This window comes from Nocardioides ganghwensis, from assembly GCF_014779655.1.
Taxonomy (GTDB): Bacteria; Actinomycetota; Actinomycetes; order Propionibacteriales; family Nocardioidaceae; genus Nocardioides; species Nocardioides ganghwensis.
Window position 1 is genome coordinate 117013 of record NZ_JACXYX010000003.1, and the last position, 14055, is coordinate 131067.

14 protein-coding genes are annotated in these 14055 nt (G+C 73.6%); 8 read left to right on the forward strand and 6 right to left on the reverse strand.

Annotated elements, in window-relative coordinates; all coding sequences use genetic code 11:
• Positions 1-19: 19 nt before the first annotated feature.
• Entirely contained in the window at positions 20-1123 is a 1104-nt protein-coding gene (locus IEZ24_RS04615; protein WP_129453118.1) for an ArsO family NAD(P)H-dependent flavin-containing monooxygenase, read from the reverse strand.
• Between the two features lie 37 nt (positions 1124-1160).
• Between IEZ24_RS04615 and IEZ24_RS04620 the strand changes: the two genes are divergently transcribed.
• Genes IEZ24_RS04620 through IEZ24_RS04630 form a run of 3 tightly spaced genes read left to right on the forward strand, consistent with a single transcriptional unit; the run spans position 1161 to position 3129 of the window.
• Positions 1161-1550 (forward strand): ArsR/SmtB family transcription factor, encoded by a 390-nt coding sequence (locus tag IEZ24_RS04620; RefSeq protein ID WP_129453117.1) that lies wholly within the window; start codon positions 1161-1163, stop codon positions 1548-1550.
• Entirely contained in the window at positions 1547-2671 is a 1125-nt protein-coding gene (gene arsB, locus IEZ24_RS04625; RefSeq protein WP_129453116.1) for an ACR3 family arsenite efflux transporter, read from the forward strand. Before IEZ24_RS04620 ends, arsB begins: the two co-directional genes overlap by 4 nt.
• On the forward strand, positions 2668-3129 hold the full coding sequence (locus IEZ24_RS04630; protein WP_129453115.1) for an arsenate-mycothiol transferase ArsC: 462 nt from the start codon (positions 2668-2670) through the stop codon (positions 3127-3129). The genes arsB and IEZ24_RS04630 overlap by 4 nt, the downstream gene beginning before the upstream one ends.
• Before the next feature lie 21 nt (positions 3130-3150).
• Here the strand turns inward: IEZ24_RS04630 and IEZ24_RS04635 are convergent, their stop codons facing one another.
• Both IEZ24_RS04635 and IEZ24_RS04640 read right to left on the reverse strand, forming a co-directional pair.
• Complete coding sequence (locus IEZ24_RS04635; protein WP_207206665.1) at positions 3151-4389, reverse strand: MFS transporter; 1239 nt, start codon at positions 4387-4389, stop codon at positions 3151-3153.
• Positions 4383-5738 (reverse strand): FAD-dependent oxidoreductase, encoded by a 1356-nt coding sequence (locus IEZ24_RS04640; protein WP_129453114.1) that lies wholly within the window; start codon positions 5736-5738, stop codon positions 4383-4385. The genes IEZ24_RS04635 and IEZ24_RS04640 overlap by 7 nt, the downstream gene beginning before the upstream one ends.
• A gap of 97 nt (positions 5739-5835) precedes the next feature.
• Between IEZ24_RS04640 and IEZ24_RS04645 the strand changes: the two genes are divergently transcribed.
• The 4 genes from IEZ24_RS04645 (at position 5836) to IEZ24_RS04660 (ending at position 10330) form a co-directional block, all read left to right on the forward strand.
• Positions 5836-6663, forward strand: coding sequence for a helix-turn-helix domain-containing GNAT family N-acetyltransferase (locus IEZ24_RS04645; RefSeq protein WP_129453113.1), 828 nt, complete (start codon positions 5836-5838; stop codon positions 6661-6663).
• Positions 6664-6878: 215 nt separating this feature from the next.
• Positions 6879-8381, forward strand: a complete 1503-nt coding sequence (locus tag IEZ24_RS04650; protein ID WP_129453112.1) for a DEAD/DEAH box helicase — start codon at positions 6879-6881, stop codon at positions 8379-8381.
• A gap of 187 nt (positions 8382-8568) precedes the next feature.
• Complete coding sequence (locus IEZ24_RS04655; RefSeq protein ID WP_129453111.1) at positions 8569-9633, forward strand: LLM class flavin-dependent oxidoreductase; 1065 nt, start codon at positions 8569-8571, stop codon at positions 9631-9633.
• A 10-nt stretch (positions 9634-9643) separates the two neighbouring features.
• Positions 9644-10330, forward strand: coding sequence for a CPBP family intramembrane glutamic endopeptidase (locus tag IEZ24_RS04660; protein WP_129453110.1), 687 nt, complete (start codon positions 9644-9646; stop codon positions 10328-10330).
• Here IEZ24_RS04660 and IEZ24_RS04665 read toward each other — a convergent pair.
• Together IEZ24_RS04665 and IEZ24_RS04670 are read right to left on the reverse strand one after the other, a co-directional pair.
• On the reverse strand, positions 10319-11224 hold the full coding sequence (locus IEZ24_RS04665; RefSeq protein ID WP_129453109.1) for an NAD(P)H-binding protein: 906 nt from the start codon (positions 11222-11224) through the stop codon (positions 10319-10321). The genes IEZ24_RS04660 and IEZ24_RS04665 overlap by 12 nt on opposite strands.
• A 35-nt stretch (positions 11225-11259) precedes the next feature.
• On the reverse strand, positions 11260-12582 hold the full coding sequence (locus IEZ24_RS04670) for a cation:proton antiporter (protein WP_129453108.1): 1323 nt from the start codon (positions 12580-12582) through the stop codon (positions 11260-11262).
• Positions 12583-12716: 134 nt separating this feature from the next.
• Between IEZ24_RS04670 and IEZ24_RS04675 the strand changes: the two genes are divergently transcribed.
• On the forward strand, positions 12717-13472 hold the full coding sequence (locus IEZ24_RS04675) for a hypothetical protein (protein WP_129453107.1): 756 nt from the start codon (positions 12717-12719) through the stop codon (positions 13470-13472).
• On the opposite strand, the gene IEZ24_RS04680 is transcribed toward IEZ24_RS04675, so the two are convergent.
• Positions 13390-14004 (reverse strand): helix-turn-helix domain-containing protein, encoded by a 615-nt coding sequence (locus IEZ24_RS04680; RefSeq protein ID WP_242498343.1) that lies wholly within the window; start codon positions 14002-14004, stop codon positions 13390-13392. The genes IEZ24_RS04675 and IEZ24_RS04680 overlap by 83 nt on opposite strands.
• Positions 14005-14055 lie beyond the last annotated feature (51 nt).

A 14055-nucleotide genomic window follows, 5' to 3' on the forward strand; every position in this document is an offset into this window, starting at 1 on the left:
CCGGTCGGACTCGGCGCGATCAGGCCGCGGCCGAGACCCGCTCCGCGATCGCCGCCGCCGTGGCCTTCGCCGACGGCCCGACCCCGGCGAGCGTGGCCGACGCGGGACCGGTCCAGTCGCCGTAACCGACCAGGTGCACGCGCGGCTCGTCGAGCGCGGCCGTCCCGGACGGCCCGCCGACGCGTACGTGGCCGTCGTGGGCGTGCAGTCCGAGGGGCCGCAGGTGGCGCAGCGCGGGGCGGAACCCGGTGCACCAGATGACGGCGTCGCAGTCCTGCCGGCGGCCGTCGGCCCAGACGACACCGTCGCGGTCGAGCCGCGCGAACATCGGCAGGGCCCGCAGCACGCCGCGCTCGCGCGCGTCCTTGACGCTCGCGACCATCACGATGTCGCCGAGCCCGGCGACTCCCGCGTGCTCGCGACCCTGCTCGAGCGCGGAGATGCGTGCCCGGGCGGTCGCGAAGAGGACCCGGCCGTCCACGTCGTCGGGCAGGAACCGCGGCCGGCGCGCGGTGACCCAGGTGGTCTCCGCGACCGTCGAGACCTCGGCCAGGACCTGGGCGGCGGAGTTGCCCCCGCCCACGACCACGACGTGCTGCCCGGCGAAGTCCTCCGGGACCCGGTAGTCGGCGGCGTGCAGCTGCCGGCCGACGTACTCGCGCATCCCGGCGTACGCCGGCCAGAACGGCCGCTCCCACGTGCCCGTGGCCGACACCACGGCCCGTGCCGCCCACGTGCGGTCGCCGGCCGTGACGAGCAGGCGGCCCAGGGGGTCGTCGTCGGCCCTGCTCACCGACTCGACTCGCTGCAGGCGCTGGACCTGCAGGCCGTAGCGCTGCTCGTAGCGCGTCAGGTAGTCGACGACGTGGTCGCGGGGCGGGTAGCCGCGGGTCGCGTCGTCCCACGGCGGCATCATCCATCCGGGGAGGGAGGAGTAGCCGGCCGGCGAGAACAGCCGGAGCCCCTCCCAGGTGCGGGGCCACGCGCCGCCGGGGCGGTCCGACGCGTCGAGGATGACGACGTCGCGACCCGGCACCAGCCCGGAGCGCTGGAGGTAGAAGCCGGTGGCCAGACCGGCCTGACCGCCGCCGACCACGACGACGTCCACCAGGTCCGGCCCCATGTCGACACCGTACATCGACGTCTGTCAACATAGACGCATGTCGAAATCCTCTGCCGGCTGCGAGCCGTCCGTCGTCGACGGGCTGGAGTGCTGCGTCCCGCTGGCCTGCGAGCCGATCACCGCCGAGCAGGCGGCCGGGGTCGCGCCGATGCTCAAGGCCGTCGCCGACCCCGCCCGGCTGCGGCTGCTGTCCCTCGTCCTCTCCCACGAGGGTGGCGAGGCGTGCGTGTGCGACCTGCTGCCCTACTTCGACCTCTCCCAGCCCACCATCAGCCACCACCTCAAGGTGCTCCACGACGCCGGCCTCCTCCACCGGGAGAAGCGCGGCACGTGGGTCTACTACATCGCGCGGCCCGAGGCGATGCAGGCCCTGGGCAGCCTGTTCACCGCCGCTCCGGCCGCTGCTCTCGCGGGGGCGGGCGCATGAGCGACACCGTCGACGAGACCGCCTCGGGCGCCGCGACCGACCCGGTCCTGCAGCGCCTCTCGACCCTCGACCGCTTCCTGCCGATCTGGATCGGGGTCGCGATGGCGGTCGGGCTGCTGCTCGGCCGGCTGGTCGACGGCCTCGACGACGCGCTCGCCGCGGTCGAGGTCGGCTCGGTGTCCCTGCCGATCGCCATCGGCCTGCTGATCATGATGTACCCCGTCCTGGCCAGGGTCCGCTACGACGAGCTCGGCCACGTCACGAGCGACACCCGCATGCTGGGGGCCTCGATCCTGCTCAACTGGGTGCTCGGGCCCGCGCTGATGTTCGCCCTGGCCTGGCTGCTCCTGCCCGACCTCCCGGAGTACCGCACCGGCCTGATCATCGTCGGGCTGGCCCGCTGCATCGCGATGGTGCTCATCTGGAACGACCTCGCCTGTGGCGACCGCGAGGCGGCCGCCATCCTCGTCGCGATCAACGCCGTCTTCCAGATCCTGGCGTTCGCGTTCCTCGGCTACTTCTACCTCCAGGTCCTGCCCGGCTGGCTGGGGCTCGAGCAGACCGCCCTCGACGTCTCCGTGTGGGGCATCGCCAAGTCCGTGCTGGTCTTCCTCGGCATCCCGCTGCTCGCCGGCTTCCTCACCCGTACGCTCGGCGAGCGCGCCCGGGGGCGCGACTGGTACGAGTCGACGTTCCTCCCGCGCATCGGGCCGGCCGCCCTCTACGGACTGCTGTTCACCATCGTGCTGCTGTTCGCCCTCCAGGGCGACACCATCACCAGCCAGCCGCTCGACGTGGCCCGCATCGCCGTCCCGCTCCTCGCCTACTTCGTCCTGATGTGGGGCGGGGCGATGCTGCTGACCAGGGCCCTCGGGTTCGACTACCCGCGCGCCACGGCCGTCTCCTTCACCGCCGCGGGCAACAACTTCGAGCTCGCCATCGCAGTGGCCATCGGCGTCTTCGGCGTCACGTCCGGCCAGGCACTCGCCGGCGTCGTCGGACCCCTCATCGAGGTCCCCGCGCTGGTGGGCCTCGTCTACGTCAGCCTCTGGGCCCGCCGCTTCTTCCGCGACGCCCCGAGCACCGATCCCGCCGTCCCCGACACAGGAGCCACCCGATGACCAGCACCAATCCCGCCGCCGACGCCGCCGCCCCGCAGGTCGTCTTCGCGTGCGTCCGCAACGGCGGCCGCTCCGTGATCAGCCGGGTGCTCACCGAGCACTACGCGGGCGGTCGGGTCGTCGCCCACTCGGCCGGCACCCAGCCCGGTGACCACATCCACCCCGAGGTCGCCGCCGTGCTGGAGAAGCTCGGCCTCGACACCTCCCGGGAGCGCCCCACGCTGCTGACCCGCGAGACGGTCGCCGCCAGCACCATGGCCATCACCCTCGGCTGCGGCGAGGAGTGCCCCTACGTCCCCGGGGTGCGCTACGTCGACTGGCCGGTCGCCGACCCGGGCGGGCAGGACGAGGCCACCGTGCGCGCGATCATCGCCGACCTCGACGGTCGCGTCCGCGACCTGCTCGTCGAGCTGGTGCCCGACATCGAGCTGCCCCCGTCGGTGCAGGCCGAGGGCTGAGCCCCCGGCCCGGCAGCAGGGTCAGGTTCGTGCCGCGCGTGGGGTGGCGTACGCCATGAGCACCGCGGCGAGCGCGGCCACCCCGGCGAGCGCCAGGAACGCGTGGGCCCACGAGCCGAGCAGCTCGGCGAGCACGGCTCCGGCGAACGGAGCCGCGGCCGCGGCGACCAGCGCCGGTGCGGTCAGCAGGCCGTTGAGGGCGCCGTACGACGCGGGTCCCCACCGGTCGGTGACCGCGGTGGCCTGCACGAGCGTGTAGACGCCCCGCGCCAGCCCCAGTGCCATCCCGATCATGATGAGCAGTCCGCTGGAGGCGGGGGCGAGCGCGAGCGCCGCGGTCGTCACCGCCACGCCGGCCAGGACGACCACGCCGCGCGCCGTCACGGAGGTGGCGGCCGCGAACCGGGCGTAGCCGAGGCGCCCGACGACCTGACCGACCCCGCCCAGGCCGAGCGCGAGCGCGGCGAGGTTCCGGCTCATGCCCTGCTCGACCAGCATCGGGACCAGGTTGATCACGACGGCGAAGACGGCCAGCGCGGTGAGCGCGTTGGCCGCCGCGAGCAGCACGAACGGCGCGCTGCGCGCGACCGCTCCCGCGGTGGCTCCGTGCCTCGTGCCGGGGTCGTCGTGGTGGACGGGCCGCCACGGGTGGGCGAGCCCCCACCAGTGCAGGGGCACGGTGACGACGACGAGACCGCCCAGGAGCACGAGGTAGGCCTGCCGCCAGCCCAGGGCGTCGTCGAGGAGCGCGGCCAGCGGTGCGAACACCGTGCTCGCCAGCCCGGCGACCAGCGTCAGCGTGGTCAGCGCGCGCACGCGCCGCGGGCCGCCCCACCGGGTCAGCGCGGCGAACGCCGCCGGGTAGAGCGTGCCGGCCATCGCGGCGCCGGTCAGGATCCAGCCCACGTAGAAGACCGCGAGCGTCGGCGCCAGCGCCACGGCGAGGACCTCGGGGATCGCCAGCAGCGAGGCACCCGTCATCACCCGCCGTGGGCCGACGTCGTCCAGGCGGCGGCCGACCCGGACGCCGACGATCCCGGAGACGAGCTGGGCGGTGGAGAAGGCCCCGGTGACGGCGACCGCCGACCACCCGGTGTCGGCGGTGATCGAGGACTGGAGGGCCGCGAACGCGTAGTAGAGGACTCCCCACGAGACGATCTGGACCGTGCTGAGGACGACGACCACGCGCCGCAGGCCGGCGGCGTCGAGCGCGCCGTGCTCGACGTACGCCGGCGCGGCGCCGGTCGTCGTCCTCAGCACTGCGCGGGGCGCCCGATCGTGACGAGCTCGGGCTCGGTCGCTGCCGGGCCGCAGCAGCCGCCCCCGGCAGAGGCGACGACATCGGGGTCGTCGAAGGCGCCCGCGCCGTTGCAGACGCCGGTCTCCGGCAGCACCAGGTCGACCCGCTCGGCGGCCTCCAGGTCGCCGTCGAGCGCCGCGACGACGGAGCGGACCTGCTCGAAGCCCGTCATGGCGAGGAACGAGGGGGCGCGGCCGTAGGACTTCATCCCGACCAGGTAGAGGCCGTGCTCGGGCTGGGCGAGCTCGCGGAACCCGTGCGGGGCCACGTCGCCGCAGCTGTGGTGGTCGGGGTGGATCTGGTCGGCGAGCGCCCGGGCTGAACCGAGGGCGGGGTCGAGGTCGAGGCGGACCTCGGAGAGGAAGCTGACGTCCGGGCGGAAGCCGGTGACCACGATGATCTCGTCGACGTCGACGACCTGCCGGCCGTCGATCGATCCGATGGTGAGGCGTCCGTCGTCCTGCGTGGAGACCGATGCGGCGCGGAACTGCGTGACGTCGGTGACGACGTCGCTGCTGGCCGCGGCCCTCGCGTCCTGCCCGAGCTTGCCGCGCTGCTCGAGCTGGTCGTTGTCGCCGCCGCCGAAGGCGTCGCCCACCGCGGGGCGGCGCAGCAGCCACGAGACCCGGGTGGCGGCGTCCGTGCGCGCCAGCCGGGCCAGTCCGACCAGCACGCCCTGCGCCGACGCTCCCTTGCCGGCGACGGCGACGTGCTTGCCTGCGAAACGGGCCGCCACGGCCGGGTCGGCGAGGTCGGGGATGCCGTAGGTGATGCGGTCCCGGTGCTCGGCCTCGCCCTCGGCCGGGTAGCCGTCCGCTCCCAGCGGGTTGGGGCTGGTCCACGTCCCGGAGGCGTCGACGACCGCGCGGGCCAGGATCCGCTCGCGGCCCGCCGGCGTGGTGACGTGGACGGCGAACGGGTCGTCCTCGCGGCCCGAGTCGACCAGCAGGTCGCGGCCGGCGCGGCCGACGCCGACGACACGGCTGTCGTAGCGGACCTCTCCGCCGGGATGAGCGTCGAGCAGGTCGGCCAGCGGCTGGAGGTAGGCGGCGCGCCACTCGCCCCCCGTGGGGTAGGCGCCGTCGTCGGGAGGCGTCCACGTGCCGGAGGCCTCGAGGAGGCGACGCGCGGCGGGGTCGACGAGCTCGGCCCAGGAGGAGAACAGCCGCACGTGCGACCACTCGCCGACGGCCGCGCCAGCGTCAGCGCCGGACTCCAGCACGACGAAGGGCATCTGCCGCTCGGCGGCGTGTGCGGCGGCGGCCAGGCCGATGGGGCCGGCTCCGATGACGACGACGGGGTGCTGCATGACGATCTCCTCGGTGTGCGTGTCGATTGTATATCGACCAACGTCGATGAAGCGACTGTATCGATCGGGATCGATGAAGGCAAGGTAGGCTGGCGACATGACGACCCAGATGCTCGGCAAGGACGAGGCCGAGGGCTACGCGGAGTGGTTCGCCGTCCTCGCCGACGCGACCCGCGTCCGGCTGCTGCACGCCCTCTCGACGTCGCGCTCCGGCGCCATGCGCGTGGGCGACCTCGCCGCCGCGCTCGGCATCAGCCAGTCCACCTGCTCCCACCACGTCGAGCTGCTCAGGCGCGTCGGCTTCGTGGTCGTCGACAAGGTCGGCACGTCGAGCCTGGTCTCGGTCAACGCCGCCTGCTGCACCGGCCTGCCGCACGCCGCCGACGTGGTCATGGGCACGCTGTCCACCGCGCCGTGCTGCCCCGCCGACCTGCCCGCCGACGTCGTCACCCGCCCGACTGCCGAGGCCGACCTGCCGGCCGTGCTGGACATCTACGCCGAGGGGCTCGCGACCCGCAACGCCACCTTCGAGACCCGCGTGCCCACGGCCGACGAGATGCGGTCCCGCTGGCTGCCGGACCTCGCGTGGGTCGCCGAGGTCGACGGTGAGGTCGTGGGCTGGACCGCGATCACGCCCGTGTCCAGCCGCGAGTGCTACGCCGGGGTGGGGGAGAGCTCGGTCTACGTGGCCGAGTCCGCGCGTGGTCGCGGGGTCGGCAAGGCGCTGCTCTTCACCCAGGTCACCGAGGCCGACAAGGCCGGCATGTGGACGCTCCAGACCTCGATCTTCCCGGAGAACCGCGCGAGCCTCGCGCTGCACCACTCCGCCGGTTACCGGACGCTCGCCGTCCGCACCCGGGTGGCCCGGCTCGACGGTGCCTGGCGCGACACCGTGCTGCTCGAACGACGCAGCGAGGTCAACTGAGACAGGCCCCACGGCGTGGGGGATTCACGGGAACAGCGCCCGTACCGCTAGCGTTGTCACCTCAGACGCCCGGCCGGTCTTGCCCCGGGCGCAGGTCGCCGCCCGACACGCTCGGCGCGGCACCCTTCCTCACTTCAGAGGCACGTACGCCGCACCACGCCGGGTTTCCCGGGCCCGCGGCTCACGGTGGCGAGACGCCAACCGAAAGCAACCACATGAACTTCGCCGCCCTCGGCGTTCCGTCCTCGCTCGCCCAGATCCTGGAGCAGCAGGGCATCACCACTCCCACTCCGATCCAGGCCGCGACGCTGCCCGACAGCCTCGCCGGCCGCGACGTCCTCGGCCGTGGCCGCACCGGCTCCGGCAAGACGTACGCCTTCCTCCTCCCGCTGGTCGCCCGCCTCGACGCGTCGAAGCTGCCGGCCATGCCGCGCAAGCCGCGCGCGCTGATCCTGGCGCCCACGCGTGAGCTGGTCGGCCAGATCCACGCCGCGCTCCAGCCTCTCGCCCGGGCCGCCGGCCTCTCGACCGTCGTCGTCTACGGCGGCGTCGGCCAGAACCCCCAGGTCACCGCGCTCAAGAAGGGCGTCGACATCGTCATCGCCTGCCCGGGGCGCCTCGAGGACCTCATGGGCCAGGGCTACGCCGACCTCTCCGCCGTCGAGATCACCATCCTCGACGAGGCCGACCACATGGCCGACCTCGGCTTCCTGCCGGGCGTGCGCCGCATCATGGACAAGACCCCGCAGTCGGGTCAGCGCCTGCTCTTCTCGGCCACCCTCGACAAGGCGATCGACGTCCTGGTCAAGCGGTTCCTCACCAACCCGGTCACCCACGAGGCCGACTCGGCGCAGTCGCCGGTCGCCACGATGCACCACCACGTGCTGCACCTCTCGCGCGAGCAGCGGGTGCCGGTCCTGGTCGACCTGACCAGCGCCCCCGGCCGCACGGTCGTCTTCACCCGCACCAAGTACGGCGCCAAGGCGCTGGCCCGCCAGCTCAACAAGTCGGGCGTGCCCAGCGTGGAGCTGCACGGGAACCTGTCGCAGAACGCGCGCACCCGCAACATGGAGGCGTTCCACGCCGGCACCGCGACCACCCTGGTCGCCACCGACATCGCCGCGCGCGGCATCCACGTGGACGACGTGGCACTCGTCGTGCACGCCGACCCGCCGGTCGAGCACAAGGCCTACCTGCACCGCTCCGGCCGTACGGCCCGCGCGGGCAACGAGGGCACCGTCATCACCCTCATGACCGACGAGCAGGTCCGCGACGTGCGCGACCTGACCCGTCAGGCCGGCATCAAGCCGGTCACGACCAAGGTCACCGGCCCCGACCACCCCGTGCTCGTCCAGCTCGCCCCCGGCGAGCGGACCCTCGTGCCCGGCGGTCTCGTCGTGGAGACCCCGACCGGCGCCGGTGCCCAGGGTGCCCATGCCGGCGGCGGCGGTCGCAACCGCAACCGCCGTCGTGGCGGTGGCGGCCAGTCCGCGCAGGGTGGCGGCCAGGGCGGCGGGCGGTCCCGCGGCCAGGGCGGCGGCCAGTCCTCCCAGGGCGGGCAGTCCGCACAGGGCGGCCAGCGTCGCTCCGGCGGCCAGGCCTCCCAGGGTCAGCCCCAGGGCGGCGGCCAGCGCCGGCGCCGCAGCGGCGGCCAGGCGGGCGGCGCCTCGCAGGGCGGCCGTACGCACAGCGCGTCGAGCTTCAGCCGCGGTCGCTGACCGCACGCTCGTTCGTCGCCCCTGGGTCTCGTGGAGGCTCGGGGGCGATGTCGTTCTTGGCAACCACCGGTGAACCGGTGATTCCCGAGCTTCCCACCCGCTGCGACGGGCAAGAAGCGTGAGAAAGGGACTGCCGGAATGCGGGGGCGGCGCTGGCCGTTGATCCTTCAACCACTCAGGAGGATTGATGGCTGACTTCGACTTCTCGGTGCTCGGCACCCGCGAGCACCCGACGCTGGGGCTCGACACCTTCGGCGACGCGCCCCTCGACGGTGCGCCGGGCAACCACCCGCAGACGCTCCGCGAGGTCGTCGCCGAGGCGGTCCTCGCCGACCGGGTCGGGGTGGACTACATCGGCCTCGGCGAGCACCACCGCCCCGACTACGCGATCTCGGCGCCCGACGTCGTGCTCGCGGCGATCGCGGGCCAGACCGAGCGGATCCGGCTCGGCACCGGGGTCACCGTGCTCTCCTCCGACGACCCGATCCGGGTCTACCAGCGCTTCGCCACCCTCGACGCCGTGTCGAGTGGCCGGGCCGAGGTGCAGCTCGGGCGCGGGTCCTTCATCGAGTCCTTCGGCCTGTTCGGCCTCGAGCTGTCCGACTACGACCGGCTCTTCGCGGAGAAGGTCGACCTCTTCGCCGCCCTGCAGCGCGAGGAGCCGGTGACCTGGGAGGGCACGGTACGGCCGCCGCTGGTCGACCAGCGCGTCTATCCGACGACCGCCGCCGGTCGGGTCCCGGCGTGGATCGGCGTCGGCGGCACCCCGCAGTCGGTGGTCCGCGCCGCGCAGTACGGCATGCCGCTCATGCTCGCGGTCATCGGCGGCTCGCCCGCGTCGTTCGTCCAGCTCGCCGCGCTCTACCGCGAGGCGCTCGGCCGGATGGAGCTGCCCGAGCTGCCCATCGGCATGCACTCGCCCGGCCACGTCGCGGCTACCGACGACGAGGCGCGCGAGCAGCTCTACCCCCACCAGGCCGAGCTCTACACCCGCCTCGGACGCGAGCGCGGCTGGCCGGCGTACTCACGGATCCAGTTCGAGCAGGCCGCGAGCCCGCAGGGCGCCCTGTTCGTCGGGTCGCCGGAGACAGTGGCGCAGAAGATCGCCTGGGCGGCCCGCACCCTCGGACTGTCGCGCTTCCAGCTGAAGTACTCCGTGGGTTCCGTGCCGCACGAGCAGCGGCTCGAGTCGGTGCGCCTCTACGGCGAGGAAGTCGTCCCGCGGGTCCGCGAGCTGTTGGCGGGCTCCTAGGCTGGAGGTCATGCGCACCTTCATCCGCCGCTCGCTGTGGGACGTCGTCCCGCGCGACCAGCGCGACACCCCGGAGGCCTTCCGGCGCCGGCAGCTCGTCGCCGCCGTCGTCGTGCTGGTCGGCGCGATCGTCCTGGGCTGGTCGCTGCGGCTGGAGCCGGGCGGCAACACGTTCTACGTCGCCGCGGTGCTGCTCGCGGGCATCTGGGCCGCCGGTGCGTTCCTCTCCGGGCGGCTGCACCTGGGCCGCATCGCCGGTGGCACCGAGATCTTCGTCCGGCCGATCCTGGCGCCGATCCTGCTCGGCCTGCTGCTCGTCGGGGTGTTCGTCCTCGGCTCGCTGGTCGTGCGGGAGATCGACCCCCTCGCCGACTACGTCAGCTCGGTGCTGGAGTACGCCGACGAGGGCTCGCTGACCGTCCTGGCGGTCATCACCTTCTTCAACGGCATCGCCGAGGAGCTGTTCTTCCGCGGCGCGATGTACGCCGCGATCCCGCGCCACCCGGTGCTGTGGACCACGCTCGCCTACGTCGTGGCCACGCTGGCCACCGGCAACGTCATGCTCGGCTTCGCCGCCATCGTGCTGGGCACGGTGTGCGGCCTCGAGCGGCGGGCGAGCGGCGGCGTGCTGGCACCGATCCTGACCCACATCACGTGGTCGCTCTCGATGCTCTTCCTGCTGCCGCTACTTTTCTGACGCCCCCTCAGCGGCGCGCTCGGCCAGCGCCCGGCGTACGGACTCGCGGTAGGACAGCGGCTCGCCCGGCACCACGTCGCGGATCGAGGTGTCCTTGACGACGACCTCGTGCGACATCGAGTCGATCAGGTTGCGACCGGTGGTGGCGTCGACGTCGGTGACGAGCGCGAGCCAGTAGGACGACAGCCGCGGCGTCAGGACGGGGACGGTGATGATCGGGATCGGGCGGTTGTCCATCGACTCCGCGGCGATCTTCATCATCTCGAGGTAGGTCAGCTGCTCGGTGCCGCCGATCTCGAAGACCCGGCCGAGGGCCTCCTCGTTGTCGATCACCCCGACGATGTAGCGGACCACGTCGTCGAGCGCGATCGGCTGCGTGCGCGTGCCGACCCACTTGGGCACGACCATCGCGGGCAGGTTCTTCACCAGCTGCCGGGTGATCTCCCACGAGATGCCCCCGTGCCCGACGACGATGGCGGCGCGCAGCACCGTGACCGGTACGCCGTCCTCGCCGAGCAGGTGCTCCACCTCGCGCCGCGAGCGCAGGTGCGCGGACAGGTCGTCGTCGTCGTCGCCGAGGCCGCCCATGTAGACGATCTGCCGCACCCCGGCCGCAGCCGCGGCCGCGCTGAAGTTGCGCGCCGCCTGCGCGTCCTTGCGCTCGAAGTCGGGGTCGTCGAGGGAGTGCACGAGGTAGACCGCCACGTCGACGCCCTCCAGCGCGGGTCGCAGCGAGTCCGGGTCGGAGACGTCGGCGCCGACCGGCGTCCCCTGCCCGTCGTACGCCTCCGGGCGCCGCGTCATCGCGCGGACGTCGTGGCCGGCCTCGACCAGGGCGGGGACCAGGCGGCGGCCGATGAAGCCGGTGGCGCCGGTGACGAGAACAGTGGACATGCCCCCACTCTCTCAGCCGGGCCCCCACGCCCGCCTCATCCCGCGGCTGCGGATCCCTTGCGGCGCGCGTCGAGGCGCGCCATCGCGGGCGTCGCCGTCACGCCGTGCAGCAGCACCGAGACGATCACGGTGAACGCGACGGTCGACCAGAGCCACGGCTCGTCGGGCACGTGCTCGTGGGTCACGGCGTAGCCCAGGTAGTAGAGCGAGCCGACCCCGCGGACCCCGAAGAACGCCACCGCGGCGATCTCCCCGCGGTCCAGGCCGCCCTCCTCGCGCTCGTCGCGGGCGAGGACCGCCAGTGCGACGTAGCCGGCGAGCGGGCGCACCACCAGCACGAGTGCGAGCGCCACGAGGACGCCCCGCCAGTCGAGGTGCTCCAGCAGGCCGCGGGTCATCGCCATGCCGAGCACCAGCAGGATCAGGAGGGTCATCAGGCGTTCGAGGCGCTCGACCACACCGTGCATCGCCCGGTGGTAGGAGTGGTTCCGGTCGGAGGCACGCAGCTGGATGGCGCAGGCGAAGACGGCGAGGAAGCCGTAGCCTCCGACGAGCTCCGCGGCCCCGTACGACGCGAGCAGCGCGGCGACCGCGAGCAGGGGCTCGCCCGCGTCGGCCAGCCGCAGGTCGTCGTTGCGGGCGTGGAAGGCCTGCCGCCCCAGCAGCCACCCGGCCGCGAGTCCCACGGCGAGCCCCAGGGCGATCTTGCCCACGACGTACCAGCCCAGCCAGGTCCCGGCCTCGGCGAGGCCGAAGCCGCCGGCCAGCAGGAGGAGGGCGAGGTGCACGAAGGGGAAGGCAAGGCCGTCGTTGAGTCCCGCCTCCGCGGTGAGGGCGAAGCGGATGTCGTCGTCCTCGTCCTCGCCGTCCTCCGCCTCGGCCGCGGCCACGTCCTCCGTGAGCGGCTCACCCACCTGGACGTCGGAGGCCAGCACCGGGTCGGTCGGGGCGAGCACGGCACCGAGCAGGAGGGCGACCGCGGGGGCCAGCCCGGCCACCCACCAGCCCAGCAGCGCGACGCCGAGGATGGTCAGCGGCATGGCGACCAGCAGCATCCGCCAGACCGGCGACCAGGTGCGCCACGACCCCCACGACCTCAGCTCGAGGATCCGGTCGATCGCCAGCCCGACGCCCATGAGGGAGACCAGCACGGTGAACTCGGTGACGTGGGTGATCAGCTCGCGGTTGTCCTCCGGCTGCAGGCTCACGTCGTCCGAGAGCGGCAGCAGGCCGATGGCGAGGCCGACGCCCACCAGCACGATGGGGGGCGACAGCGGCACCCGTCGCGTGACGTGCGGCAGGACCGTCGCCAGCAGCAGCGACAGGCCGAGGATGAGGTAGACCGCGCCTCCGGTCATCGGGGGCGCGGGTCGTCGCAGGGGGCCAACACCTCACCAGCCTTCCACCCGGCCGGTCGCGACGGCGACACCCGGGCGGGCGGGACGCGGGGAGACGTACGCCACCCGCCGCACCGCTGCACCATGATGTGCCCGTGATCCCGACCAGCCAGGCTGCCTCGCCCGCCGTACGGCGTGGCGCCGCTGCGCTCCTGCTGGTCGCCGCCGCGACGCAGCTGGTCGGTCAGGCCTGGCTGCGCCTCAGCGGCGCCGGGCCCGCGCTCGACGGCGTGCACCCGACCGACTGGGTCGCCAGCCACGCCGTGCTGCTGGTGAGTGCGGTGGCGCTCCTCGGTGCGGTCGCGCTGGTGGCAGTGGTCCTGGGGCCGGACCCGGTCACCGTGACCGGCACCGCCCTCTTCGCCGCGGGGCAGGCGCTCACCGTCGGCGTGCTCGTCCTCGACCTGTGGGGCGGGCCGGACGACGTACGCCTCGTCCGCGTGCTCGACGCGTGGGACTTCCTCGCCGTCGTCGGCCTCGTGGTGCTCCTGCTCGAGCTGCGTCGCCGCGCACCCGGCCTCGAGGTCGGCGCAGGCCTGGCGCTCCTCGCCACGGCCGTGCCCCTGCTGGACGGCCTCGTCCTCGCGGCGACCGCACTCGCGCTCCTCGCCTTTGCGGTGCTGGCCTACGACCTGGTGCGACCTCGGCCGGGACCCGGGCCCGCCTGGCTGGTGGCCGTGACGGTGGTTGCCTACGTCGCCGCCGCGACGATCAGCTGGCAGCGTGCCGTGCTGGCGCTCGTCGTCGTCGCGTGGACCGTGCAGGCCGTCAGGACGAGGGCTGACCGGCCCGCGGGCGACGCCCGGCGAACTCCGCCTGGCTCTCGTCGATCGCCTGCTCGTAGGCCGTGACCAGTCCCGCGATCGTCAGCGGCTTGAGCCGGTGGACGAACTCGCGCAGCTGCTCGGCGGTGTAGCCCGCCTCGCGGAACTGCGGCCACACCTTGGTGCGGACGATCTCGGAGAGCTCCTCGGCGACCTGCCGGCCGTGCGCGGCGTAGACCTCCGCGACCGCCGCGGCAGCCTCGGGTGAGATGCCCATCCCGGACAGGTTGCCCGACACGTCGACGTCGCGGTCGCCGGTGACGGGCGCGAGCAGCGAGAGGTGGCGGGCGATGTCGGACGGGGTGGCGGTGTCGGGGATCTGCTCGACGTACTTCTCGATGGCCGACAGCGTGAAGCCGTGGCCCTGCAGCTCGCGGACCAGCTCGAGCCGGGCGACGTGGTCGGGGCCGTAGTAGCCGGACCGTCCGCGGCGCACGGGCGACGGCACGAGACCGCGGGAGGCGTAGAAACGGACGTTGCGCGCGCTCACGCCCGTACGCTCCGTCAGCTCGTCCAGCGTCAGCAGGTCGGCGCCGTCCACCCCGGTCTCGGTCTCCACCGCTCCATCCTCTCGTCCGCAGCCCTCGCGGCCGGCCCGTCGGGGCAAGTG

Coding starts and splice junctions, on each gene's coding strand:
- IEZ24_RS04615 (WP_129453118.1), bottom strand. CDS start 1,123: ATGGGGCCGGACCTGGTGGACGTCGTCGTGGTCGGCGGCGGTCAGGCC.
- IEZ24_RS04620 (WP_129453117.1), top strand. CDS start 1,161: ATGTCGAAATCCTCTGCCGGCTGCGAGCCGTCCGTCGTCGACGGGCTG.
- arsB (WP_129453116.1), top strand. CDS start 1,547: ATGAGCGACACCGTCGACGAGACCGCCTCGGGCGCCGCGACCGACCCG.
- IEZ24_RS04630 (WP_129453115.1), top strand. CDS start 2,668: ATGACCAGCACCAATCCCGCCGCCGACGCCGCCGCCCCGCAGGTCGTC.
- IEZ24_RS04640 (WP_129453114.1), bottom strand. CDS start 5,738: ATGCAGCACCCCGTCGTCGTCATCGGAGCCGGCCCCATCGGCCTGGCC.
- IEZ24_RS04645 (WP_129453113.1), top strand. CDS start 5,836: ATGACGACCCAGATGCTCGGCAAGGACGAGGCCGAGGGCTACGCGGAG.
- IEZ24_RS04650 (WP_129453112.1), top strand. CDS start 6,879: ATGAACTTCGCCGCCCTCGGCGTTCCGTCCTCGCTCGCCCAGATCCTG.
- IEZ24_RS04655 (WP_129453111.1), top strand. CDS start 8,569: ATGGCTGACTTCGACTTCTCGGTGCTCGGCACCCGCGAGCACCCGACG.
- IEZ24_RS04660 (WP_129453110.1), top strand. CDS start 9,644: ATGCGCACCTTCATCCGCCGCTCGCTGTGGGACGTCGTCCCGCGCGAC.
- IEZ24_RS04665 (WP_129453109.1), bottom strand. CDS start 11,224: ATGTCCACTGTTCTCGTCACCGGCGCCACCGGCTTCATCGGCCGCCGC.
- IEZ24_RS04670 (WP_129453108.1), bottom strand. CDS start 12,582: ATGACCGGAGGCGCGGTCTACCTCATCCTCGGCCTGTCGCTGCTGCTG.